Genomic DNA, 24,118 nt, shown 5'->3' with positions numbered 1-24,118 from the left:
CGACCCGGCGAACCGGTCGCGCCGAGCTACGGCGCAGGGCTCGCAGTCAGCGCCGCGACGACCGTCTCGGCGTCGGCGAACCACTTCGTGTAGTGGTCGGGGTCGGCGTTGACCTGCACCGCGTGCGCGGCCTGGGTCGGCGTGAGCTCCTTCCAGTCGGGCATCCGCACCAGCTTGGTGAAGAAGCTCGTCGCGGCTGTGTACGGGTCCATGCGCTGCTCGTAGGTGCCCCACTGGCCGTTGTCGCGCTGCTGGAACAGCCCCCGGCTGTCGGGGCCGACCTCGTCGCCGTGGTCGATGTTGCGGAGGCTCGACTCGCCCATCGCGGTCATCACCCCGATGGCCTGGGTGTGGGTGCCGATGCCCTGGGCCTTCGCCGCCTCCATGATCCAGGCGGCGTTGATCAGCCTGTCCTGGCAGTAGCCGGCGATCGGCCCGGCGGGCACGCTGATCGTGCCGACCACGACGGGCTCGACGTCGGGGCACGTGACGCCCACGGCGACCGGCTCGGACGGCTCGTCCGGCGTGCCGGCCAGCGATGCCACGACCATCACGAGCGCCACGACGAGGGCGACGACCCCGCCGCAGAACACGACGGAGGCGGCGATCACGAGACGGCGCACGGCGGGCTCCCGGGGCGGTGACGAGGGCGGGGGGACGCGTCGTCGTCCTCGGTGAGGCGTCGCCGCGGCCGCCGGTCGTCCGGCGGTCCGGTCGAGGATAAGGGGCGTTCCTGAGCGGATCCGACACGCCGACACCTGGGGATGTGCTGGCAACGCGCTCTCGGCGACTCGCTAACGTTGCCAGCCGCCGCACCCACGGGTCCCCCCTGACGAGGCCGAACACTGGCCGCCCGACCACCCACCGAGGCTGCCATCGCACCACATGTGCCGCCGGAGACACAGAGGAACCACACGATGGACCGATCTTCCCAGCCCGCCCCCGACGCCGGCCGCCGCGGCTCCGGGGCGCCTTCCCGCCGGCTCCGCGTCGACGACGTCACGGTCGTCGATCCCGCGATGATGAAGCGCGCCATAGGCGGCACCGTCGTCGGCAACACGATGGAGTGGTACGACGTCGGGATCTACGGCTACCTCGCCGTCACGATGGGCCGCGTGTTCCTCCCCGAGGCGGACCCGTCGTTGCAGATCCTCTTCAGCCTCGGCGTCTTCGCGGCGACGTACGTGGCCCGCCCGCTCGGCGGCATCGTCTTCGGCAGGCTCGGCGACCGGGTGGGGCGGCAGAAGGTGCTCGCCACGACGCTCATCATGATGGCGGCGGCCACGTTCGTCATCGGCGTCCTGCCCGACTACGACGCGATCGGGGCCCTGGCGCCCGTGCTGCTCGTCGTCCTGAAGCTGCTCCAGGGGTTCTCGACCGGCGGCGAGTACGCCGGGGCGACGACATTCGTCAGCGAGTACTCGCCCGACGCGAAGCGCGGGTTCTTCGCGAGCATCCTCGACCTCGGCAGTTACCTGGGCTTCGCGCTCGGGGCCGCCGTCGTCTCGGTGCTGCAGCTGTTCACCACCGAGGAGCAGATGACCGACTGGGCCTGGCGCCTGCCGTTCCTGCTCGCCGGCGTGATCGGCACCGTCGCCATCTACTTCCGCCTCAAGATCGAGGAGTCGCCCGCGTTCCAGGCCACCCAGGACGCACAGGCGAGCGCGAACGAGGCCGTGGCCGAGGCGCAGGGCCGCCCGAGCAGCTCGCTCGCGCTCGTCCGGCAGCACTGGCGCCCGATCCTCATCGCGATCGGCCTCGTCGCCGCCTCGAACACCGTCGGCTACGCACTCACGAGCTACATGCCCACCTATCTCACCGACTCGCTCGGCTACGACCCGCTGCACGGCACCCTGTTGACGATCCCCGTCCTCGTGCTGCTCGCCCTGCTGCTGCCCGTCGCGGGCCGGCTGTCCGACCGCATCGGGCGACGCCCGGTGATGTGGCTCGGGGCGGCCTCGGTGCTCGTCCTGGCTCTGCCCGCGTTCCTGCTCATCGGTCTCGGAAGCATCGCGACCACGCTCGCGGGCCTGTCGCTGCTCGCCGTCAGCGTCGCGCTGTGGGTCTCCAGCCAGGCGTCGTCCCTGCCGGCGCTGTTCCCCACGGCGTCGCGCTACGGCGGGATGGGCATCTCGTACAACATCGCCATCGCGGTCTTCGGCGGCACGACGCCCCTCATCATCCAGGGGCTGTTGCAGCTCACGGGCAACGAGCTCGTGCCGGCGTTCTTCCTCATGGCCACGTCGCTCGTCGGCGCGGTCGCGGTCTTCGCGATGCGGGAGTCCTCGCAGCGCCCCCTTCCCGGTTCGATGCCGAGCGTCGCCACGGCTGAGGAGGCACGCGACCTCGTCGAGAACCAGGACACCAACCCGCGACTGGATCTCAGCGAGATGCCCTTCATCGACTACGAGCCGGGTCCCGACCCCACCGTCGCCGGCGGGGAGGCCTCGAGCACGACGCGCTGACCGGCCGCGTCAGCGGGCGGGCGGCACCGCCTCGGGGTCGCCCGCGTCGTCCGTCGACGTGACCCGCGCCTCCTCGGCTCCGCTGCCGCTGTCGCTGTCGCTGTCGCTGTCGCTGTCGCTGCTGCTGCTGCCACCGCGCCCGCGCCGCGAGATCATCGTGACGGCCCACAGCACGACCCCGATCGCCAGCAGGATGCCCGCGATCTGGTACTGCTCGCCGCCGCGACCGGACGAGAACGGCAGCACCAGCCAGAGGCACGCGACGACGCCCACGACGGGCAGCACGCGCCCGGCCCGGAAGTGGTGTCTGCCCACGTCGTCACGGCGCAGCACGAGCACCGTCACGTTGACGATCGCGAACACGACGAGCAACAGCAGCGACGTCGTGCCGCCGAGCACGGCGACGACGGGCGACTCCGGGCTGAGCGACACGTACCCGATCAGCAGCAGCGACAGTGCGGTGGTGAAGACGATCGACGCCCACGGGGTCTGGCGGGTGCGGTGCACCTTCGACAGGAACCCGGGCAGCACGCCCTGCTTGCTCATGCCGTAGAGCAGGCGGCTCGCCATCATCATGTTGATCAGCGCGCTGTTGGCGACGGCGAACATCGAGATGAACGGCAGCAGCTGCCCGATCGGGAACCCGGGGGCCGCCGTGTTCACGACCGTGACGAGCGGCGTCTCGTTGTCGGCGAGCTCGCCGATGGGCACCACGGCGACGGCGCAGATCGAGACGAGCACGTAGACGACGGCGGTGATGCCGAGCCCCGTGAGCATGGTGCGGGGGAAGATGCGGCTCGGGTCCTTGGTCTCCTCGGCCATGTTGACGCTGTCCTCGAAGCCGACCATCGCGAAGAAGGCGAGCGAAGTCGCGGTGCTCACGCTGAGCAGCAGCGACTTGTCGCCGGGCGTCTCGAAGATCGTGACGCGCGACAGGTCGGCGTTCCCGCCCGCGATGGCCCAGAAGCCGATCAGGATGACCATCACGAGGCCGGACAGCTCGACCAGCGTCAGCACGACGTTCGTCTTGACGCTCTCGCTGACGCCGCGGAAGTTGACGAGCATCACGAGCAGCATGAAGCCCATCGCGATGCCCATCACGGCGATGTTCGGCAGCTCGAGCCCGACGCCGACCGCGAGGTTCGCCGCGAAGGCCCGGGAGGCGGTGGAGGCGCTGGTGATGCCGGAGCACATCACGACGAAGCAGACGAGGAACGTCACGAAGTGCACTCCGAACGCCTTGTGCACGTAGAGGGCGGCGCCGGCGGTCTGCGGGTACTTCGTGACGAGCTCGAGGTACGAGAAGGCGGTCACGAGCGCGACGCCGAACGCGATGAGGAACGGCAGCCAGGCGGCCCCGCCGACCTCGGCGGCGACCTGGCCGGTCAGGGCGTAGACGCCCGTGCCGAGGATGTCCCCGACGATGAACAGCAGCAGCAGCTTCGGGCCGATGACCCGCTTGAGCTCGGTCTTGTCGTCCCCGTCGGGGGCGGCCCCGGAGGCGGCCGTCGGCTGGTCGGGAGGGGTGGTGGTCGTCGACACGAGGGCCTCCTGGGGCGCATCGGTGCTGCACGGGTCCGGTTGACGGCCCATCCTGCTCCGCTGCGCGGCCGGGGTCACGTGCCGTCCCAGAACTTGCAGAGCGTGCAACGAGGCCGAGGAGGCGGCCTAGACGAACTCGGACCGGTCCGCCAGGTAGGCGCGCAGCTCGCGCACCTCGTCGGTGCCGCGGCCCCAGCGCACGTGCACGACCCCGTCGCGCAGCACGAGCGGATCGGACGCCCCGCTCCGCAGCGATTCGGCGTCGAGCGGCAGCCGGACGTGCTCGAAGTTGACCACCTCGCCCTCGGTGAACTTCTTCGAGGCGGCCCGGCGGGCGTCGCGGCGCTCCTCGACCGATGCGGAGAGACCCTGCTCCTTCTTCGGCTCGGTCGCCCGGGTGATGCGGCCGGTGGCCCAGACCCGACCGTCGCGGTCGAGCAGCAGCACACCCAGTCGCCACGCCCGGCCCGCGGGCTGCATCGACGCCGAGGTGTGCACGAGCAGCAGCTTCCGCGACGCCCTCACGGTGGCGAGCGCCTCGTCGCGAGCGTGCCGGGCGTCGAGCTCGGCGGCGGTCTCGCGGAGGAGGCGCGCGAGGGAGTCGGCAGCCGTGACGGCCTCGTCGTCGGTCACCGCGCCTCCTCGGGGGTGTGTGCTGCGGGGCGGAACTGGTCGATCAGCTGTCGTAGCCGTGGTCGAGGAAGTCCTCGACGAGCTCGACGACGAGCGCGTGGTCGTCGGCCTGGGGCAGGCCCGAGACGCCGACCGAGCCGACCATGCCGACGCCGCGGACGATCACGGGGAACACCCCGCCGTGCGCCGCGTAGAGCGCCGTGTCGAGCCTGGACTTCTCGTCGAAGGTCGAGCCGTCGACGCGGAACTGCTCGCCGACCCGCCACGAGCTCTTGCCGTAGCGCTCGACGACGCGGGCCTTGCGGTCGAGCCACTCGTCGTTGTCGAGGGAGGTGCCGGGAAGCGCGGCGTGGAACACCCGCTGGCGGCCCTTGAGCACGGCGATCGTGACGGGCAGGCCGCGACGGCGAGCACCGGTGAGCACGTGGGCGCCGAGGTCGAGGGCCGTGTCGGTGGTGAACCTGCGGAAGGTGAGGCGCTCCTCCTGCTCGGCGAGGGTGCGCAGCAGCGTGTCGTCGGTCATGGTGCCTCCGGAGGGTCGGGTCGAGCGGGCGTCGTCGCCCCGGCCGAGCCTAGACGCGGGCGCTGGGGGCGTGATCGGCGCGGCCGCGGGCTCGTCGAGTTCCCGAGGGTCAGCGACGCCCGCCCGCCGCGGCGAGCGCCCGGCACGGGTCGCTGCCGACGAGCCGGCAGTACACGTCGGACAGCTCGGCGGCCGACAGCGACCAGGGGTGCTCGAGAGCGCGCTCCCGGGAGGCGCGCGCCAGCCGCTGCCACAGCTCGCCGTCCCCGAGCAGGCGGGTCACCGTCTCGCCCCAGACGACCGGGTCGCGGGAGTCGAGCACGACGCCGGTCACGTCGTCGACGACCGACTCGCGGAGGCCCCCCGAGGAGGCGGCGACCACCGGGACCCCGCTGGCGGCGGCCTCGAGGGCGATCAGCCCGTACGTCTCGGAGTGCGACGGCACGAGCACGACCCGGGACTCGCGGAGCAGGCTCGCCAGGCCCGAGCGGGTCTGCGGGCCGAGGAACCGCACGTCGAGCCCCGACCGCTCGGCGAGCGCAGCCAGGTCGCGTTCGTAGCCCACGAACTCGGTGGAGGCGCCCCCTGCGATGACCAGTTCGGGTCGCAGCTCGGCGGGCACGGCGGCCACGGCCTCGATCGCGAGGTCGGGGCCCTTCAGGGGCTCCAGCCGCCCGGCGACGACGACGGTGGGGTGCGGGGCCGTCTCTCCCGCGGCGAGGGGCCGGAAGAGCGAGGCATCGACGCCCGGCAGCACGACGGCGACCCGCTCGGGGTCGCCGCCCAGGCGGGTCGTGACGGTCTCGGCCTCGGCGTGGCTGATCGCGACGACGCTGTCGGACTCGCGGGCGAGCATCGCCTCGCCGGCCAGGCGGCCGGGCGACTCGGCGCGTTCACCGTGCGACAGGGGAGTGCTGTCCGCCGCGGCGATCGAGTGGAAGCTCTGCACGTGGGGGATCCCGCGCTCGCGGGCGATCGGCAGGGCGGCGACTCCGCTGAACCAGTGGTGCGAGTGGATGACGTCCCAGGGGCCCAGCTCGGCGAGGCGCTCGCGGAACTCGTCGACGAACTCCTCGTGGCGGCCCTTCGGGACGGCCTCGACCGGCCCCGCGGTCAGGAAGCGCAGCACGACGCCGGGGGCCAGCTCGACGGTGTCGGGCTCGTCGGGCGACGACCGCCGTGTCAGGATCTCGACCTCGTGGCCTGCGGCGCCGAGCGCCTCCGCCTGGTTGCGCACGACGACGTTCATGCCCCCGACGTCGCCCGATCCCGGCTCGGCCCCCGGCGAGGTGTGGAGCGAGACGAGCGCGATGCGGAGAGGTGAGGTCACCGCCCGAGCGTACTCGCCGCGGCCCGTCCGGCCCGCCGCACGCACCCGGGCATACGGTGAGGCATGGCGAGCGAGGCGACGATGCTGCAGGTGGGCGACCGCGAGGTCCGGGTCTCGAGCCCGGGCCGGGTGCTCTGGCCCGACCTGGGGATCACGAAGCTCGACCTCGCTGCGTACCTCGCGACGGTGGGCGACGCGTTCGTGCGGGCCAACGGCGGGCGGCCCGTGTCTCTGCAGCGGTTCCCCGCCGGGGTCGACGGCGACGACTACTTCTCGAAGAACCCGCCGAAGGGCGCGCCCGACTACGTCCGCAGCGTCGAGGTGACCTACCCCAGCGGCCGGTCGCACCCCCAGCTCGTCATCGACGAGCCGGCCGCCGCGGTCTGGGCGGCACAGATGAACACGGTCGTGTTCCACCCGTGGGCGTCCCGGGCCGACGCCAGCGACCTGCCCGACCAGCTCCGCATCGACCTCGACCCACAGCCCGGGACCGACGTGGCCGACGCGGTGCCGGTCGCCCGCGAGCTCCGCCGCGTGCTCGCCGACGCCGGTCTCACCGCCTTCGTCAAGACGAGCGGCAACCGCGGCCTGCACGTCTTCGCCCCGATCGAGCCGACCCGCGAGTTCTTCGACGTGCGGCACGCCGTCATCGCGGCGGCCCGCGAGCTCGAGCGCCGCCTGCCGGAGGCGGTCACCACGAACTGGTGGAAGGAGGAGCGCGGGCAGCGGATCTTCGTCGACTACAACCAGGCGAACCGGGACCGAACCATGGCGGGTGCTTGGTCTCCTCGGGCGCTGGCCGGCGCCTCCGTGTCGACGCCCCTCGACTGGAGCGAGCTCGACGGGGTCGACCCCGCGGCGTTCACCGTCCTGACAGCGCCCGATCGTCTCGCCGCGACCGGCGACCCGTGGGAGCGGATGCACGACGAGCCCGGCACCGTGGACGAGCTGCTCGCCTGGTGGGAGCGCGACGTCGAGGCGGGGCTCGGTGAGCTGCCGTTCCCGCCCGACTTCCCGAAGATGCCGGGCGAGCCGCCGCGCGTGCAGCCGAGCCGCGCCAAGAAGCAGCCGTAGGAGGCGAGGAGGCGCTCAGGGGCGGACGAGCACCTCGCCGAGGTCGTACGCCGCCGGCACCTCGAGCTGGTCGAAGCCGCACGACGCGGCCTCGCGGTCGTCGCGCCAGCGCTCGACCTGCACCGTGTGACGGAACCGCTCGCCCTCCATCTGGTCGTACCGCACCTCCACGACGCGCTCGGGGCGGAGCGGCACGTACGAGACGTCCTTGCCCGACGAGAACCGGCTGCGGTCGGTCTCGGCGTGAGCGATGCCTCCGTCGTCGTCGTGCTTCACCAGGTCGGCGAGCTCGTCGACGAGCTCGAGGCGACGGGCGTCCGAGAACGCGGAGGCGCCTCCGACGTTCCGCAGCTCGCCCCCGGAGTCGTACAGCCCGAGCAGCAGCGACCCGACGCCCTGCCCGCTCTTGTGCACGCGGTAGCCCAGCAGCACGCAGTCGGCCGTCCGGCGGTGCTTGACCTTCAGCATCGTCCGCTTCCCCGGCAGGTAGGAGGCGGCGAGCGGCTTGGCCACCACGCCGTCGAGCCCTGCGCCCTCGAACTCGACCAGCCACCGACGGGCGACGTCGGCGTCGGTCGTCGTGCGGCTGAGGTGCAGGGGAGCCGCCGCCCCGTCGAGCAGGCGCTCGAGCGCGGCACGGCGCTCGCCGAAGGGCCGGTCGAGGAGGCTGTGGTCGCCCTCGGCCAGGAGGTCGAACGCCACGAAGGAGGCGGGGGTCTCGACCGAGAGCTTCGCGACACGCGAGGCGGCCGGGTGGATGCGCTGCGACAGGGCGTCCCAGTCGAGGCGCTCGCCGCCGTGGTCGCCCCGGCGCAGGACGATCTCGCCGTCGAGCACGCAGGGCCCTGGCAGTCTCTCGCCGAGGGCCTCGACCAGCTCGGGGAAGTACCGCGTCAGCGGCTTCGAGCCGCGGCTGCCGATCTCGAGCTGCTCGCCGTCCCAGTAGACGAGGCCGCGGAAGCCGTCCCACTTGGGCTCGTACGAGAGGCCGCCCTCGACGCTGTCCGCGTCGGGCACGGTCGCGACGGCCTTCGCGAGCATGGGCGCGACGGGGTCGGTGGCGGTGGGCACGGCGGCGGGGCTCGCCGCGTCGTCGGCGGACGGGCTCGGTGTGCGTGGCGGCGTCATCGCCCGAGTCTGCTCGCTGCCGCGAGGCTGAGTGCGCTCGAGGAGACGGCGGTCAGCTCGCGAGGTGGGCGGCTCGGCCTGCCGCGCGCAGGTGCCACTCGGTCTGCGCCAGGGCGGACGCCAGCGGCAGGCCGGTCATCGACCGGAGCCCGCCGCGCCAGCCCGTCATGGCCTCGGCGACCTGCCACACCGACGGTGCCGCGCCCGAGCCGCGAACGGGTGCGCTGCCGGCGGCGCCGCCGAGCAGCGCGTCGAGGGCGCCCAGCGCGTCGCGGGTGCGCTCCCCGCGGTGGGCGACGAGCGCCTCCGCCCGCTCGGTCAGCCCGACGAACCGGTACTCGTGGCCGGGACAGACCTCGAGCCCGTCGGCGCCCGGCCGGTCGAGCTCGACGACGCGAGCCAGCGAGGCGAGCACGTCGTCGACCGGGTTGGTCGCGGTGCGTCCGCCGAGGCCGATCCCCGGGTTGATGGTCGGCAGCACGTGGTCGCCGGTGAAGAGCAGCCGCTGCTCGGGCTCGACCAGGCAGAGGTGGCCCGACGTGTGGCCGGGGGTGTGAACCGCCCGCAGGCGGCGCCCCGCGACCGGGAGCTCGTCGCCGTCGTCGAGCAGCAGGTCGGGGACGACGTCGACGAGGAGGCGGCCCGACCCCCACGAGGCGACCAGCGCCTCCTGCGCCTCGGCCGGCACCTGCCAGCGTGCGATGTCGGCGTCGGCCGCGACCGCGTCGTCAGCTCGGCCCGCGAGCGCTCGGTGCTCGGCCGGGTGCATCGCCAGGCGCGCCCCCGTGGCGCGTCGGACGGCGTCGGCCGCCCCCAGGTGGTCGACGTGCAGGTGGGTCGCCACGATCAGGGCGACGTCGGCGAGTTCGTGGTCGATCTCGTGCAGCGCCGTCTCGAGCCGGTCGACGGCGTCGGGGGAGGGCCAGCCGGGATCGATCAGCGTCAGCAGCCCGTCCGAGCCCTCGACGACGTAGCCGTACGAGGCGTCCGCGACGGAGGAGGTGGCCGGCGAGGTCAGCGACCAGACGCCGTGCCGCACCTCCTCGAGCGGGGGGAGCGTCCCCGCACGCAGTGCCTCGGCCTGCAGGGGACTGAGCGGGGCGGGAGCGGCAGCAGGCACCCGGCGAGCCTAGCCCGCCCCCTCTGCCCCCCGTCCCCCTCCTCATTCAGGACGATCGGGCTTGAGCCGCGAAGTGGGGAGAGGTCCCGTCCTGAGCTGTGCACGGATCAGGAGGAGGTGGGGCGTTCCTGGATTCCGCACCGGCCCCGCTCCGCCTGACTCGAACTCAGCCCTGTGCGACGTCGATCAGCACCTTGCCCGTGACCCCGCCCTCGACGGCGTCGTGTGCCGCCGCCGTCTGCTCGAGCTTGTACCGGTGCAGCGGCAGCCCCGCGTCCTCGCCGACGGGCAGTGCGCCGTCGCGGACGGCCGCGGTGACGTCCTCGGCGGCCGCCTGCAGCGCCTCCTCGCCCACCGTGTACAGCAGCACGAACTGGTAGCGCGTGTTGGTGCCCATGTTCGCGCGGAGCGGCAGCTGCACCTCGTCGCCGCCGTCGTTGGCGTAGATCGCGACGGAGGCGCGGGTCGAGACGACCGCCGCGACCAGTTCTGCGTTCTGCCGGATCGACACCTCGACGACGATCTGCACGCCGTCGGGCGCGATGCGGCGGATCTCGGCGGCGGCGTCCTGCTCCCTGTAGTTGACGACGTGGTGGGCGCCCGCCGCCCGGGCGAGCGCGGCCTTCTCGTCGCTCGAGATCGTCGTGATCACGGTGGCGCCCGCCCAGGCGGCGAGCTGGATCGCGGCGTGGCCGACAGCTCCCGCGCCGCCCGAGACGAGCACGGCCACGCCCTCGAGCGCGCCGGGCGAGAGTCGCGAGGGGCCGTCCTCGTGCACGGTCAGCGCTCGGTGCGCGGTCATGGCCGGGACGCCGAGGCTCGCGCCGAGGTCGAACGAGGCTCCCTCGGGGAGGGGGACGACGCGCGCCCGCGGCAGCACCGTGTACTCCTGCGCGGTGCCCGTCGCGTGGCCGTTCGCCGAGATGAACGACCAGACCCGGTCGCCGACCGCGAGGTCGTCGACGCCCTCGCCGACGGCGTCCACGACGCCGGCGCCGTCCTGGTTCGGCACGATCACGGGGAACGGCACCTCGCCGCCGCTCGTCTCGCCGGTGCGCGACTTCCAGTCGGTCGGGTTCACGCCGGACGCGACGACGCGGACGCGGACCTCGCCTGCCCCCGGCTCGGGCAGCTCGCGCTCGACGAGGTGCAGGACGGACGACGGACCGGTCTCGGTGTAGGTGATCGACTTCATGCCCCCAGTCAACGACGCGGCAGCGGCGCGTGTTCCGCGGGGACGCAGATCGGCGAAGATGTGCAGATGAGCACACCTCGGGGGGAGGGCGGCAGCGGCGCCGTCCAGCGCTGGACCAGCGTCGCCCGGCCCGCCGACCGCACGACCGCCTCCGCCGCCGACCCCCGCCCCTCCGGCGTCGTCGCCTGGGTCGCCGTCGTGTCGGTGCTCGTCATCGTGGCGGTCGCGGTCGCGGCCCTGTTCGCCGCCCGCGGCCTCGCCGAGGCCGAGTCGGTCCGCGACGCCGCCGACCGCGCCGACCGCATCGCCGACGCGATCGTCGAGCCGGCGCTCACCGACGCGCTGGTCGACGGCGACGAGGAGGCGCGGCGTGCGATGGACGAGGAGGTCCGCGACCACGTCCTCAGCTCGAGCATCGTCCGCGTCAAGATCTGGGACGACACCGGCCGGGTCGTCTGGTCGGACGAGCCCGCGCTGATCGACCGCCGGTTCGAGCTCGACGAGGACGACCTCGAGGCGCTCGCCGCCGCGGGCACCGGCACCGGCACGGGCGTCGAGGCCGAGGTCAGCGACCTGACAGCCCCCGAGAACGAGTACGAGCGCGACCGCGGCAAGCTGCTCGAGGCCTACAGGGCCGTCGAGACGCCGGGCGGGCAGACGCTGCTGTTCGAGGTCTACTTCCGCTACGACGAGGTGCTGCAGCGCAGCGGGCAGCTGTTCGCCGGGTTCGCGGGCATCACGATCGGCAGCATCGTGCTCGTCGTGCTGCTGTTGCTGCCCGTTCTGAGGCAGCTGCTGCGGGCCCTCGACCGGGCCAGGGTCCAGCGCGAGGCGTTGCTCGAGCGGGCGCTCGACGCGAGCGCCGACGAGCGACGCCGCATCGCGGGGGCGCTTCACGACGGCGTGGTGCAGGATCTCGTGGGCGCCTCGCTCGCGGTCTCGGCCGAGTCCGGCTCGGCGAGGGCGCGCGGCGACGACACCACGGCCGACGGGCTCGACCGGGTGGCGGGGGCACTGCGCGGCAGCGTCGGCGGCCTGCGCTCGCTGTTGGTGGACATCTACCCGCCCAACCTCGCGCGGGCGGGCATCGGCCCGGCGCTCGACGACCTCGCGGCGGGCGTGCGGTCGCGGGGCGTCGCGGTCGTGCTCGACGCCGAGACCGCCGACGAGCTCGCCGCGCTCGACGACGAGGGCCAGCGGCTCGTGTTCCGGGTGGTGCAGGAGTGCCTGGCGAACGTCGTGGCCCACGCCCGTGCCTCCGTCGTGTCGGTCACCGCGGTCCGTCCTGACGAGGGCGGCGTCGTCGTCACGATCGCCGACGACGGCGCGGGCTTCGACCCCGAGCTGCTGACCCGCCCCGAGCCCGACCACTTCGGCCTGCGGGTGCTCGCCGACGTCGCGAGCGCAGGAGGCGCGGGCCTCGACGTGCAGACCGCGCCCGGCCGCGGCACGCGGTGGCGTCTCGCCCTGCCGGCCTCGGCGGTGGCCGCCCCGCCCGCCGCGGTCGGCCCCGGGAGCCGGCCGTGATCCGCGTCCTCGTGGTCGACGACCACCCGCTGGTCCGCCAGGGGCTCCGGTCGCTCGTCGACCAGGCCGAGGGCGTCGTGGTGGTCGAGGAGGCGGCGGACGGCGAACGAGGAGTCGCCGCGGCCGCCCTGCACCGGCCCGACGTCGTGCTCATGGACCTCTCGATGCCCGGCATCGGCGGCGTCGAGGCGACGCGCCGCATCGTGGCGGCCGACCCTAGCGTGCACGTCGTGGTGCTCACGTCCGTGCCCGACGCCTCCTCGGTCAGGGAGGCGCTGGCCGCGGGGGCCGTCGGGTACCTGCTCAAGGACGCCGAGCCCGCGACTGTCGTCGCGGGGGTCCGGGCCGCCGAGGCGGGCGGGGCGCCGCTCGACCCGCGCGCCGCCAGGGCGCTGCTGCCGGACAGGACCGCGCCGCACACGCCGGCGTCCGCCGACGTGTCCGACGCGCTCGACGTGCCCGACCCGGCCCCGCTCGTCTCGGGCAGGGAGGCCGAGGTGCTCCGCCTCCTCGCCCGGGGCCGCGCGAACAAGCAGATCGGCACCGAGCTCGGCATCAGCGAGCGCACGGTCAAGGCGCACGTCGGCAGCGTCTTCCGCCGGATCGGCGTCGCCGACCGGACGAGCGCGGCCCTGTGGGCGAGGGACAACGGGTACTAGTACCAAGGTCCGATGGTGCCGCGCGACGGCCCCGGCGAGAGTGGTCGCAGGCCCGGGGGACGGGTCGTCCACCCTCCACGAGGAGCCCGCCATGACCACCACCACACCTCTCGGCCGCACGGCCCGTCAGCTCCGCGCGGCGGTGCTCGTCGCGGCCGTCGTCGCCGGGTCGCTGGCCCTCTCGGCCGGCCCGGCCAGCGCCTCCGGCAAGACCAGCGCGGGCGGCGACTACCGCGTGACGATCGGCAGCACGACCTACGACCCTGCGCCCGGCAAGAGCGTCAAGGTCGGCGGCATCGTCCCGACCGGCCGCATCGCGGTGCGGGGCGTCAACAACGGCTTCGACATCGACGTCGCCACCCTGGGCGTCTACGACTACACGCTGACCGGCGCGCCGGACACGCAGCGGATGGTGACGAAGCCGACCGTCGTCTTCGCCTCCAAGGTGCCGACCCTCACGCCGGCACAGCTCGCGGGCGCGACGATCAAGAGCCTCGAGGTCAAGGACGACACTCTCGTCGTCCTGTTCAGCACCGCGGGCGGCAAGTTCAAGATCCAGGCGAAGGACGGCGCCCAGGGCGGCATCTTCCAGATGGAGTCCGAGTTCGGCGCACCCGTCGAGTTCACGCACACCCTCGGGGCCGGCCTGTTCTACTTCGTCAACCAGTACACGGGCAAGGTCAACTTCGGCGACGGCGTCGACCCCGTGACCTCGGGTGCCGGAGCGCACCAGATGCTGCTCGGCAAGGACAGCCCCCAGGTCGCGACGAAGACCCTGCAGACCGGCACCGTCACGAAGTGGCTCGTCCAGTCGGGCGGCCGCCTCGGGGGAGTCCTCGGCGAGGACGCGATCGAGCTGAGCGCCGGAGCCACCAACTGCACGAGCCAGTGCCAGGCGCAGAACCAGATCCGCGGCTCGCTGCCGGTTCCGCCGCTGCCGACGAACCCGACGCCGATCGGCTGAGCGGGTCCGCCGCGGCCGACACTTCGCCGCACGGGTCGCCGCACCGAGAGGGGCCGAGCAGCGCGAAGCTGCTCGGCCCCTCTGTGTCGTGCCAGGGCATGTCGGCGGGTTCCTGGAGCCCGGGGCGGGTCAGCGCGCACCCGCCGTAAGGCACGGGAACCCGCCGCACGCAGCAACGACCCGCCGCGAGTGACGGCGACCCGCCGCGAGCGACGGCGACCCGCCGACTCCGCGACTACAGCCCGAACGCCCCGCGCAGCATCGCGAGCGCCTCGAGGTCGTCCTCGACGCCGCCGCCCTCATGTCCGTTGTACGGCCACACGGTGATCTGCTTCTCGCCCGCGTACGCGTGGAACGCGCCGAACACCGTCGACGGCGGGCAGGTCGCGTCCATCAGCGCCGTCGAGAACAGCGCGGGCGCCGTCGCCCGCTTGGCGAAGTTGACCCCGTCGAAGTACGACAGCACCTCGTGCACCTGCTCGGAGCGGTGCCGGTGCACGGCGAGGTAGCGCCCGATCTGCTTGTAGGGGTCGCTGTCGGTGATGACGGAGGCGCGGCGGAAGTCGCAGAGGAACGGCACCCGCGGCACCGCCGCGACCAGCCCCTCGACGAGACCGGCGACGGCCAGCGTGATGCCGCCTCCTTGGCTGGTGCCCAGCACGGCCACGCGGTCGGCGTCGACGACGTCGAGCGACCGGGCCGCCTCGACGGCGCGCACCCCGTCCGTGTAGACGCGGCGGTAGTAGTAGCTCTCGGGGCTGTCGATCCCGCGGGTCATCACGCCGTCGGCGGCCGGGCCCGAGCCCCCGGAGTCGGCGGTGTCGCCGGGGCTCCAGAGCGAGCCCTGGCCGCGCGTGTCCATCTGCAGGTGCGCGAAGCCGGCGGAGGCCCAGAACAGGTTCTGCTGCGCGTGCCCGCGACCGCCCCCGTAGCCGACGAACTCGACGACCGTCGGCAGCAGCTCGCCCGAGGCAGCGGCGCCGGCCGGCACCCGCAGCCAGGCGCGCACGCGCTGGCCGTCGGCCCCGCGGAACGACACGTCGAGCACGTCGACCGTCGTGAGCCCGGTGTCGACCGGCTCCGCCTGCACGTCGAGGTCGTGCTCGCGTGCCTCGTCGAGGGTCCTGCGCCAGAAGTCGTCGAAGTCGTCGGGTTCGGTCTGGGTGCTGCGGTAGGCGCGGAGGGCCGCCTCGTCGAGGTCCGTGTTCATGCAGACATGTCTACAGGCCGCGGGGCGGCGACGGGACGAGGAGGCGCGGCCCGCCTCGGGAGGGGCGGTCGCCGCTAGGAGGCGGTGGTCGCCCGTCCGAACGCCGGCACCCAGCCGATCGCGGGCGCGACGTGCTCGGCGACCGTGCGCAGCAGCCGCGCGTTGTAGTCGACGCCGAGCTGGTTCGGCACCGTGAGGTGCACGGTGTCGGCCGCCTGCACGGCCGCGTCGTCGGCGAGCTGGCGGGCGATGACGTCGGGCTCGCCGACGTAGCTCTTCCCGAAGCGCGACTGGACGCCGTCGAGCATCCCGACCTGGTCCTGCGAGTCGGCCTGGGCGCGGACGCCGAAGTAGCGGACGTCCTCGTCGGTCGTGATGGGGATGACGCTGCGGCTGACGGCGACGCGCGGCTCGCGGGCGTGCCCGGCCGCGGCCCACGCCGCACGGAACACCGCGATCTGCTCGGCCTGCAGCTCGTCGAAGGGCACTCCCGTGTCCTCGGTGAGCAGGGTGCTGCTCATCAGGTTCATGCCCTGCTCGCCCGTCCACTGCGCGGTCGCCCGGGTGCCGGAGCCCCACCAGATGCGCTCGCCGAGGCCCGGCGACCGCGGCTCGATCGCGAGCGGGCTCGACCAGCCCGTCATGCGCGGGTCGCTCTCCGCGACGGCGTCGCCGTCGATCGCCCGGCGGAACAGGTCGGTGTGGCGGCGGGCCATGTCGGCGTCGGTCTCGCCGTCCTCCGGCACGTGGCCGAACGCCTCGTACCCGCGGAGCGACGTCTCGGGCGACCCCCGGCTCACGCCGAGCTGGAGCCGGCCGGCGCTGATCAGGTCGGCGGCCGCGGCTTGCTCGGCCATCGAGAGCGGGTTCTCGTAGCGCATGTCGATGATGCCGGTGCCGAGCTCGATGCGGCTCGTGCGCGCGGCCATGGCGGCCAGCAGCGGGAACGGGCTGGCCAGCTGCTTCGCGAAGTGGTGCACGCGCACCGAGGCGCTGTCGATGCCGATCTCCTCGGCGGCGACCGCCAGCTCGATCGACTGGACCAGCGCCTCCCGGGCAGTGGGCGTCCGGGAGCCGGGCACGTCCTGGTAGTGGCCGAACGAGAGGAACCCGATGCGCTTCGTCATGTTCGATGCCAACGCATGCACCGCCTCCTGCATTCCGCCCGCGTTCCTGCTGCGCTCCGCGTCTCGGTTGCGTTCCTCCAGTCATCCGGACCCGGCCGCGCTCCTCCAGGCCGCCCGTGCATCGGCGACCACACACCGTCTGGCCCTCTCTCATCGTCGAGGGCGGGCATTCCGGGTCGAGGGCGGGCCGCCGCTGACCCGCCCTCGGCCCGGAACACCCGCCCTCGACCGAGTCACGGCAGCCGCTGCCGCAGAGATCGCAGGTGACGAGACGAGGAGGCGCCGCTAGCGTGGGACCCGTGGAGAACCGCTTCCGGATCGACGGCGACGACCTCGGGGTCGACCTGCGCGCCTCCTCGGTGACCATGGGCAGCGACGGGGTCGTCGACGCGACGATCGTCGCGGCCCGGGTGCCCGAGGTGGCCGACTGGTCGGACGACGCCCCGCGGCTCGAGTTCCGCGACGTGCCCCTGAAGTTCGACGGCGCCAGCTTCGGCGTCACGGTGGACGACGACCTGCTCGACGAGCACGAGATCTCGTTCTGGCTCGGCGAGTCGCTCGACGTGCACGGCCAGCTCAGCCTGGCGGCGGGGGAGCGCCTGCGCTTCGTCGGCACCACCCACGTCGCGGGCGAGCCGAAGGCGTGGCGCGTGGACGTCTCGATCCGATTCGGGTCGCCCGGGCGCAGCGCCGCCGTCTAGCGCCGCCGTCCAGCGCCGCCGCCCAGCGCGACCGATCGGTCTGCCCGGCCTCTCGGCGGCCCCTAGGATCGACCTCCATGGGCTGGTTGATCGAGAACTGGAGCGAGGTGCTCGGCTTCGTCACCGGCGCCCTCTGCGTGCTGCTGGCGGCGAGGCGGAACATCTGGACGTTCCCGATCGGCATCGCGAACAACGTCGTGTTCGTCGTGCTCTTCGTCGAGAACGCGCTCTACGCCGACGCGGGCCTGCAGGTCGTCTACTTCGTGCTCGGCGTCACGGGCTGGATCGGCTGGGCCCGGCACCGGGCCGACGACCACCGGGCGCTCGTCGTGCGCACGCCCCGCCGAGCCTGGCTGCCCCTCCTCGTCGCGGCGGTCGCGGGCACCTTGCTGCTCACCTGGGTGCTGACGTCGTTCACCGACTCGACCACGCAGGTCGCCGACGCCTCGACGACGACCGTCAGCCTCGTGGCGCAGTACATGCTCAACCGGCGCTGGATCGAGAACTGGTTCGTCTGGATCGCCGTCGACGTCGCCTACATCGGCCTGTACCTGGTCAAGGGCCTCTGGATCACGGGCGCCCTCTACCTGCTGTTCATCGCCCTCTGCGTGACGGGCTTCGTCGGCTGGCGTCGTGCCCGCCGCCTCCAGCAGGCCGTCGACCCGCAGGAGGCGCGGGTCGCGCAGCCTGCCCCCGCGGCGCCCTGACGTGGCCGGCACCGCCTCCTCGGCGCCCGGGCCGCGCTTCGAGCACGGTCTCGTCCTCGGCAAGTTCTATCCCCTGCACGTCGGCCACCAGCACCTGGTCCGGACAGCCCTGCAGCAGTGTCGCCGCGTGACCGTCCAGGTGCTCGGCGCCACCGTCGAGTCCATCCCGCTCGAGGTGCGGGCCGACTGGCTCCGCGAGGAGCACCCGACCGCCCGCGTCGTCGCCGCCGTGGACGACGCGCCGGTCGACTTCGGGTCGGACGCGGCGTGGGCCGAGCACATGGTGGTCATCGAGGGCCTGCTCGACCGGCCCGTCGACGCCGTGTTCTCGAGCGACGGGTACGGGAGCGAGCTCGCCGACCGGCTCGGCGCCTCCTGGGTGCAGGTCGACGCGGGACGCATGCTGCACCCGGTCTCGGGCACGGCGGTCCGGGCCGACCCGGCGGCGCTCTGGTGGGCGCTCGCGCCGTCCGTCCGCGCCTGGCTGACGCCGCGCGTCGTCGTGCTCGGCGCCGAGTCGACCGGGTCGACGACCCTGGCTGAGGCCCTGGCCAGGGCCCTCGGCACCGACTGGGTGCCCGAGTACGGACGACTGCACAGCGAGGTCCGCGACGGCGGGCTCGACGCGCCCTGGCGGAGCGACGAGTTCGAGCTGATCGTCGACCGACAGATCGGGTGGGAGGACGCCGCGCGCCGCCGCGTGCCCCGTCCCCTGCTCGTCTGCGACACGGACGTGCTGGCGACGGCGGTCTGGCACGAGCGCTACGTCGGCCCTGCGCCCGAGGCGCTGTGGGCGAGGGCCGCGCAGCACCGGCCCGTGCTCTACCTGCTCTCGGGTGACGAGATCCCCTTCGTCGACGACGGGATGCGCGACGGCGAGCACCTGAGGCACGACATGCAGCAGCGCTTCCGCGACGTCCTGACGGCGCAGCCGGTGCCCTGGACGGAGGTGCGCGGCAGCGTCGCCGAGCGCGTCGCGGCTGCCGTCCCCCTGGTCGAGGAGGCCGTGGCCGGGGCGCTCCGCTTCGCCCTGCCCCTCGAGCAGCAGGCGCAGGCCGACCGGCTGCACGACGCGTCGGGCCGCGGCTAGGCTGCCGACATGGGGGATCGCTGGAACCGTCTTTCGCAGTCGCCGACCCGGCAGGTCCCGCCGGGGCCGCCGCACGACCTGACGGCGGACGATCTCTTCGCCGAGCCGGACGGCTCGCTCGCGGGGCCCGAGCCGCTCGACGAGAAGCTGCGCCGCGCCTACTACTGGCTCGTCAACCAGGCGGTCATCTCGCCGTTCTACGACGTCGAGTTCTCGTCGGGCAGCCCGGTGTCCTTCACCCTCGGCGACGCCGGCGCGACGCTCGACCTGCCGACCGAGCAGTCGTACTCGTCGAACGTGCTGCTGCCCCTGCTCACGCTCGCCGTGGGCGGCAAGTGCCTGCTCGTCGGCGGGCCGGGCCGCGGCAAGACGACCCTCGCCGTGTTGATGGGCGTGCTCGCCGGCTCGACGCCCGCCGACGTGCGCAGGCACGTGCAGCAGGGCCAGCCGCAGCTGACCGTCAGCGACCTCGTCGGGCTGCCCCTGCCGCGCGACCTCGTGCAGGCGGCGAGCCTCGACGAGGTCAACGTCGCCTGGCGCGGCTGGCTCACCGAGCCCGTCAAGATCGTCGACGAGTACAACCGCATCCCCACCAAGACGCAGTCCGCCCTGCTCACCATGGTCGCCGAGAGCTACGTCGAGAGCCACGACCAGGTGCGCTCGACGACGCCGCCGTCGGGCGTCGAGAGCTGGTTCTTCACCGCGAACGACGACGGAGGCGGCGGCACGTTCCCCGTCATCCAGGCGCTCCGCGACCGGATGGACGTCACCGTGGCCGCGCTCGGCTTCAACAGCCGGTTCCTCGACGAGCTGGTCGCCCGGGTCGAGGCCGGCGAGAAGCCGGAGGACCACGTGCCCGCCGAGCTCGTGCTCTCGCCCGACGAGCAGTCGCGGCTGCGCGCCGCGGTGCGGGCCGTGCCGATCCCCGCCTCGGTACGGCGCCGGATCGAGTTCTTCTCCAGCCACTTCGAGTTCGTGCAGCACGGCGGCCGTCGGTTCGAGTACCGCACGAAGGACACGGTGACGACCGGGGGCGGTCGCGTCCCCGACGTCGTCGACGAGAACACGGGGGCCGACCTCGCCGTCGACCTCGGGGCGCAGACCGTCAACAGCCTCTCCGTGCGTGCCCTGCAGACCCTGGTCGGCTACGCGAAGGCGATGGCCTTCTTCCGCGGCCGCGCCGAGGTCGGCCTCGACGACGTCGCGGCGGTGCTGCCCTTCGCCCTGCGCGGCAAGCTGCTGCCGAATCCCCAGCACCCCCGCTTCGACGAGGGCACCGACCGCGAGCTCGCCGCCGACGCCGTGAGCTGGCTGGCCGACCTGTTCGAGCAGAGCTGCCGCCAGTACACCGCCCTCGACCGCGACGGCGACGACCCGGTGGCCGAGCTGCTCGCCCAGCTCGGACGCGGGCTCGACGGGGTCGACCGGGTCGAGGCGTCCCGCCGCCTGACGGCCGTGGAGGCGCTGATCACCGCGATCGCCGGCGCCGGCAAGCTCTACGGTCGCCACTACGACGACCTCGTCGCCCTCAAGTACGTGCACCAGCGGTACACCGGCTACCTCGCCTGGCTCGAGGGCGGCCGGTCGTGACGCACCGGGCGGGCCACGTCGTGGACGACGGCGTCCTCGTCGACGGCTCGGCGCCTCCTCGTCTCGCCGCCGGCCTCGACGCCGAGCGTGCCGAACGGAACACGGTCGCCTGGGGCGGCGACGCGACTCGCTGGCGGCACGTGCTGACGGCCGCGCTCGCCGTGCAGCGGTCGTCGTCCAGGCCCGAGCAGGGGCACCGCGACCTCTCGGCCCTCGCGGCCTGGCGCTCGGGGGTCGTCGGACTGCGCGCGGACGCTCTGGCGCGGCTGGACCGGGTGCTCGGCGGTGGGGGCGACGACGAACTGCCCTCGCCGGAGGCCGCCGCGGCCGCGCTCGGCCTCGACGCGGCGCGCCTCGACGCGTTCGCCGAGGGGCAGCGCACCGACCCGTTCGCGTGGCCGCCCGGCCGGCCCGGCGGGCTCATAGCGCGCGTGGGCGGGTTCCGTGGCCTGGGCGGGCCGTGGCAGGCACGTCCGCAGTGGACGACCCCGCTCGACGAGGCCGGCGCCCACCTCCTCTGGGTGGCCCCTGAGCCGGGCGTCGACGGGCCGCCCGAGGGCAGCCAGCTCTGGCGGCTCGACGCGGACGTCTTCGGCCACAGCCTCGTCCTGATCGCCGACGACGTCCCGGCGGGCCTCGCGATCCCCGACGGCGGAGGACGGCGGGGCACCGTGGCCCAGGCGCGGTCGTCGGTGCTCCTGCGATGGACGAGCTGCCTGGCATTCCTGGTGGAGGCGTCGTGACCGCCCCGGGGACGAGGTCGCCAGCAGGGCGCCAGGCCCTCGCCGGGGCTGCCGTGCCGCCGACGCCTCGGCAGCGGGCCGCGTGGCTCGACGCGCTGGAGCTCTGGGGCGTCGACCTGCACGACCCTGTGTTCGTCGCCGACGCCGGTGAGTCGAGCTTCGCCTGGTTCCAGTTCCCCAGCGAGGTCACCGTCGACCTCGCGCTCGTCGAGCGCATCGGGGCCGAGCGACACCTCTCGTCGATCCTCGCCCACGAGATCGGCCACCACGTCGTCGCGCCGAGCACGCGCCTCGACGGGTTCAAGGTCGTCCAGCAGATGGCGAGGGCCCTCTCGGCGCTCGACTCGTGGCACGGCGAGGTCAGGCGGCGCCCGTCCGACCCGGCCGAGGCTCACGAGCTGGCCAACCTCTGGGAGGACCTCCTGATCAACGCGAGGGTCGCGCGCCTGCAACGGCGACGGGCCGCGCGGTCGGGCAGGACAGCCGACGAGCCGGACCTGATCGCGCTGTGGCGCCTGCTGAACGGCCCGGGCGGCGACTCGTCACCCCTCTGGTGGGTGTACTGCCGCACCCACGAGCTGCTGTGGTCGCTGCCGCCCGGCACGTTCTGCGACGTCTCGCCGCCCGATGTGCTCGGCGACGCGGAGCGTGGCGACCTCGCGGCCGGTGCGGCGGCGGCCGCACGGCGGGCCGTCGCCCCCGGCCCGTCGTCCGAGCCTGCCGAGCCGTCCGAGCCTGCCGAGCCGTCGGAGCCTGCCGAGCCGTCGGAGCCGTCCGCCGACGAACTCGCCGAGGCGGCGGCGGAGGACGCCGTGATCGCGCGAGCCGAGCTCGTGCAGCTCAGCATGCTGACGCCGGGGCCCGACGCCGAGTTCCTCGCCGACGTGGTGCGTCGCTTCGCCGACGACCCCGTGTCGGGCGCCCTGCCCGCGGGCATGGTCCTCGCTCCCTACGCCGTGCTCCGGACACGTCAGGGCGACCAGGCACCGGGGGCAGGGCCGACGAGCAGGCCGTCTGCCGGGGAGGGCTGCGGCGGTCCCTCCTCGGAGGGCGTCCCGACGGCCGCCGAGCTGGAGGCAGTGCTCGGCGACCCGCGCCTGCGGGTCGTCCCCGAGCACCCCGGCGTGGCCGCAGGGAGGCGAGCAGCCGAGAAGGCGGCGGCGGCCCGCGGCGACGGTGCGGACCCGACGGACGGCGAGGGCGGCGAGGGCGACGAGGGCGACGAGGTCGAGGCCGTGGCGGCGCCGCGGGACCTGGCCGAGGGCCAGGCCTACGGACTGGCAGAGACCCTCCGGCTCTGGCGCAGCACCGACGCCGACGGTGTGGTCGCGGCCTGGTACCTCGCCGAGGCTCGGCGCTGGGTCCGGCCGTTGACGCAGCCGGCCCTGCTCGGCAGCGACCCCGACGACACGATCCCCGGAGCCCTGGAGTCGTGGCAGCTCGGCGACGACGTCGACGACCTCGACTGGGTCGCCACCCTGTCCCGCTCCCCAGTCGTCGTGCCGGGCGTGACCACCCGCCGACGCGACACGCTGGCGGACGCGCCGCCGCCCCGGCGGGAGGGGATCGAGCTCGACCTGTGGGTCGACTCGTCAGGCTCGATGCCCGGGCCGGAGCGCGGCTCGGCCGCCCTCGTGGCGGGGACGATCCTCGTGCTGTCCGTCCTGCGCGGGGGAGGACGAGTGCGCGTCACCTCGTTCTCGAGCCCCGGACAGGTCGCCGGGGGAGTCCGCCCCACTCGTGACCGCGTCGAGGCCCTCCGCGACCTCACCACGTTCTTCGGCGGCGGCACCACGTTCCCGCTCGACCTGCTCGCCTCCCGGTACCGGGGCACCCGGCTCGACCCCGCGGTGCGCCGGCACCTCGTCGTCCTGTCCGACGACGGGCTGGCCTCGATGTTCGGCGCGGGCCAGCCGAAGCTGTCCGGGGTCGCGCCCCGGGTGCGCCGGGTGCTCGACACCGCCACGCTGGTCGTGCTCGGCGCGTCGCCGGCGATGACGGAGCAGGCCGAGGCGGCGGGCTACGACGTGCGGGTCCTGCCCGGCGTCGAGGACGCGCCCCGCCTCTGCGCGGAGCTCGCGGCCGTCCTCGCCGACCCGCCCCGTCGACCCGAGGAGACCCGTGGCTGCTGACGACACGACCCCGCTCGGCCGCTGGCTCGCGCGGGACGACGACGAGGAAGAGCTCTGGCGGCGGCTCGCCCCCGGCCCGCCGATCGACGAGGTCGCCCGGCGGATCTCGGCCGTGCCCCGGAGCTTCCTCGAGCCCGGATTGTCCGTGCGCGCTCTCGTCGGCGACGTGCTCGACGAGCTCGTGCCCGATCCGCTCGCCCCGCTCTCCGCCCCGGCTCGTCAGGCGGCCGAGGTCGCGGCCCTCGTCGACGCCGACCGTCACGACGCGGCCCGACGCGGGGCGGCCGTGGCACTGTGGACCTGGGCGAGCGAGGACGACCTGGGCCCGACCGACCCGCGCCTCCTGCCCTGGGCGGCCGCCCGCGTGCTCGCGGCCATGGCCTGGCGGCTGGCCCCCGTCGTCGATCCGCGCGAGTGGCTCGCCGACGCCGAACGGCGCGACGAGGCGGCGCGGACGTTCCTGTTCTGGAGCGGGCAGCTCCCCGCCGGCGAGGACGTCGCGACGGCCCGCGCCCTGCTCGAGTCCCGCGACTCGCTGCGCCGCGACCAGTCGCTGGGCCAGGCGCTCGAGGAGCAGCGGCACCGGGTCGAGGTGCTCCGGCGCCTCCGGGAGGCACGGGCCCGCGAGGCGGCCGCCCGGCCGGGGCACGAGTGACGT

22 protein-coding genes are annotated in these 24,118 nt (G+C 74.0%); 12 read left to right on the top strand and 10 right to left on the bottom strand.

Features of this window, described 5'->3' with window-relative positions; genetic code table 11:
• Positions 1–26: 26 nt before the first annotated feature.
• Positions 27–623 (bottom strand): hypothetical protein, encoded by a 597-nt coding sequence (locus ES689_RS05805; protein WP_146901317.1) that lies wholly within the window; start codon positions 621–623, stop codon positions 27–29.
• Positions 624–917: 294 nt separating this feature from the next.
• Here ES689_RS05805 and ES689_RS05800 point away from each other — a divergent pair, with 294 nt between their 5' ends.
• A complete protein-coding gene (locus ES689_RS05800; RefSeq protein ID WP_146901313.1) occupies positions 918–2,465 on the top strand; it encodes an MFS transporter in 1,548 nt (515 codons plus the stop codon).
• A gap of 9 nt (positions 2,466–2,474) precedes the next feature.
• Here ES689_RS05800 and ES689_RS05795 read toward each other — a convergent pair whose 3' ends face one another.
• The 4 genes from ES689_RS05795 to ES689_RS05780 all read right to left on the bottom strand — a co-directional run bounded on the left by ES689_RS05795 (position 2,475) and on the right by ES689_RS05780 (position 6,493).
• A complete protein-coding gene (locus tag ES689_RS05795) occupies positions 2,475–4,007 on the bottom strand; it encodes an APC family permease (protein WP_370512333.1) in 1,533 nt (510 codons plus the stop codon).
• A gap of 126 nt (positions 4,008–4,133) precedes the next feature.
• The gene (locus ES689_RS05790) at positions 4,134–4,640 is read right to left on the bottom strand and encodes a hypothetical protein (RefSeq protein ID WP_146901307.1); all 507 of its coding nucleotides are present in this window, start codon (positions 4,638–4,640) and stop codon (positions 4,134–4,136) included.
• A 43-nt stretch (positions 4,641–4,683) separates the two neighbouring features.
• Positions 4,684–5,163, bottom strand: coding sequence for a heme-degrading domain-containing protein (locus tag ES689_RS05785; protein WP_146901305.1), 480 nt, complete (start codon positions 5,161–5,163; stop codon positions 4,684–4,686).
• Between the two features lie 109 nt (positions 5,164–5,272).
• On the bottom strand, positions 5,273–6,493 hold the full coding sequence (locus ES689_RS05780; RefSeq protein ID WP_223269404.1) for a glycosyltransferase: 1,221 nt from the start codon (positions 6,491–6,493) through the stop codon (positions 5,273–5,275).
• Between the two features lie 63 nt (positions 6,494–6,556).
• Here ES689_RS05780 and ligD point away from each other — a divergent pair, with 63 nt between their 5' ends.
• Complete coding sequence (gene ligD / locus ES689_RS05775) at positions 6,557–7,567, top strand: non-homologous end-joining DNA ligase (RefSeq protein WP_146901302.1); 1,011 nt, start codon at positions 6,557–6,559, stop codon at positions 7,565–7,567.
• Positions 7,568–7,582: 15 nt separating this feature from the next.
• On the opposite strand, the gene ES689_RS05770 is transcribed toward ligD, so the two are convergent.
• The 3 genes from ES689_RS05770 to ES689_RS05760 form a co-directional block, all read right to left on the bottom strand.
• Positions 7,583–8,695, bottom strand: coding sequence for an ATP-dependent DNA ligase (locus ES689_RS05770; protein ID WP_146901299.1), 1,113 nt, complete (start codon positions 8,693–8,695; stop codon positions 7,583–7,585).
• Positions 8,696–8,747: 52 nt separating this feature from the next.
• A complete protein-coding gene (locus ES689_RS05765; RefSeq protein WP_146901297.1) occupies positions 8,748–9,815 on the bottom strand; it encodes an MBL fold metallo-hydrolase in 1,068 nt (355 codons plus the stop codon).
• A gap of 166 nt (positions 9,816–9,981) precedes the next feature.
• Positions 9,982–11,010 (bottom strand): NADPH:quinone reductase, encoded by a 1,029-nt coding sequence (locus ES689_RS05760; RefSeq protein ID WP_146901294.1) that lies wholly within the window; start codon positions 11,008–11,010, stop codon positions 9,982–9,984.
• 66 nt (positions 11,011–11,076) lie between these two features.
• Here ES689_RS05760 and ES689_RS05755 point away from each other — a divergent pair, with 66 nt between their 5' ends.
• The 3 genes from ES689_RS05755 (at position 11,077) to ES689_RS05745 (ending at position 14,160) form a co-directional block, all read left to right on the top strand.
• Positions 11,077–12,537 carry a sensor histidine kinase gene (locus ES689_RS05755; protein WP_146901291.1) on the top strand — a complete coding sequence of 487 codons (1,461 nt, stop codon included), beginning with the start codon at positions 11,077–11,079 and terminating at the stop codon, positions 12,535–12,537.
• Complete coding sequence (locus ES689_RS05750; protein ID WP_146901288.1) at positions 12,534–13,196, top strand: response regulator transcription factor; 663 nt, start codon at positions 12,534–12,536, stop codon at positions 13,194–13,196. Before ES689_RS05755 ends, ES689_RS05750 begins: the two co-directional genes overlap by 4 nt.
• Before the next feature lie 91 nt (positions 13,197–13,287).
• Positions 13,288–14,160, top strand: a complete 873-nt coding sequence (locus tag ES689_RS05745; protein ID WP_146901285.1) for a hypothetical protein — start codon at positions 13,288–13,290, stop codon at positions 14,158–14,160.
• 235 nt (positions 14,161–14,395) lie between these two features.
• Here the strand turns inward: ES689_RS05745 and ES689_RS05740 are convergent, their stop codons facing one another.
• Positions 14,396–15,370 carry an acetylxylan esterase gene (locus tag ES689_RS05740; RefSeq protein ID WP_146901282.1) on the bottom strand — a complete coding sequence of 325 codons (975 nt, stop codon included), beginning with the start codon at positions 15,368–15,370 and terminating at the stop codon, positions 14,396–14,398.
• A gap of 74 nt (positions 15,371–15,444) precedes the next feature.
• The gene (locus ES689_RS05735; protein ID WP_146901279.1) at positions 15,445–16,497 is read right to left on the bottom strand and encodes an LLM class flavin-dependent oxidoreductase; all 1,053 of its coding nucleotides are present in this window, start codon (positions 16,495–16,497) and stop codon (positions 15,445–15,447) included.
• 299 nt (positions 16,498–16,796) lie between these two features.
• Between ES689_RS05735 and ES689_RS05730 the strand changes: the two genes are divergently transcribed.
• From ES689_RS05730 to ES689_RS05695, 7 genes are all read left to right on the top strand, one after another.
• Positions 16,797–17,198: a hypothetical protein gene (locus ES689_RS05730; RefSeq protein ID WP_146901276.1), complete on the top strand. Its 402-nt coding sequence runs from the start codon at positions 16,797–16,799 to the stop codon at positions 17,196–17,198.
• A gap of 77 nt (positions 17,199–17,275) precedes the next feature.
• Entirely contained in the window at positions 17,276–17,905 is a 630-nt protein-coding gene (gene pnuC / locus ES689_RS05725; protein ID WP_146901273.1) for a nicotinamide riboside transporter PnuC, read from the top strand.
• 1 nt (position 17,906) lies between these two features.
• Entirely contained in the window at positions 17,907–18,995 is a 1,089-nt protein-coding gene (locus tag ES689_RS05720) for an AAA family ATPase (RefSeq protein WP_146901270.1), read from the top strand.
• A 9-nt stretch (positions 18,996–19,004) separates the two neighbouring features.
• Positions 19,005–20,585 carry a MoxR family ATPase gene (locus ES689_RS05715; protein WP_146901267.1) on the top strand — a complete coding sequence of 527 codons (1,581 nt, stop codon included), beginning with the start codon at positions 19,005–19,007 and terminating at the stop codon, positions 20,583–20,585.
• Positions 20,582–21,328: a potassium transporter Kef gene (locus ES689_RS05710; RefSeq protein ID WP_146901264.1), complete on the top strand. Its 747-nt coding sequence runs from the start codon at positions 20,582–20,584 to the stop codon at positions 21,326–21,328. Before ES689_RS05715 ends, ES689_RS05710 begins: the two co-directional genes overlap by 4 nt.
• A complete protein-coding gene (locus ES689_RS15540) occupies positions 21,325–23,460 on the top strand; it encodes a VWA domain-containing protein (RefSeq protein WP_223269403.1) in 2,136 nt (711 codons plus the stop codon). Before ES689_RS05710 ends, ES689_RS15540 begins: the two co-directional genes overlap by 4 nt.
• Positions 23,450–24,115 carry a phosphohydrolase gene (locus ES689_RS05695; protein ID WP_146901258.1) on the top strand — a complete coding sequence of 222 codons (666 nt, stop codon included), beginning with the start codon at positions 23,450–23,452 and terminating at the stop codon, positions 24,113–24,115. Before ES689_RS15540 ends, ES689_RS05695 begins: the two co-directional genes overlap by 11 nt.
• Positions 24,116–24,118: the final 3 nt, after the last annotated feature.

This window comes from Frigoribacterium sp. ACAM 257 (assembly GCF_007954365.1).
Taxonomy (GTDB): Bacteria; Actinomycetota; Actinomycetes; order Actinomycetales; family Microbacteriaceae; genus Frigoribacterium.
This window is presented reverse-complemented; position numbering and strand designations above follow the sequence as displayed.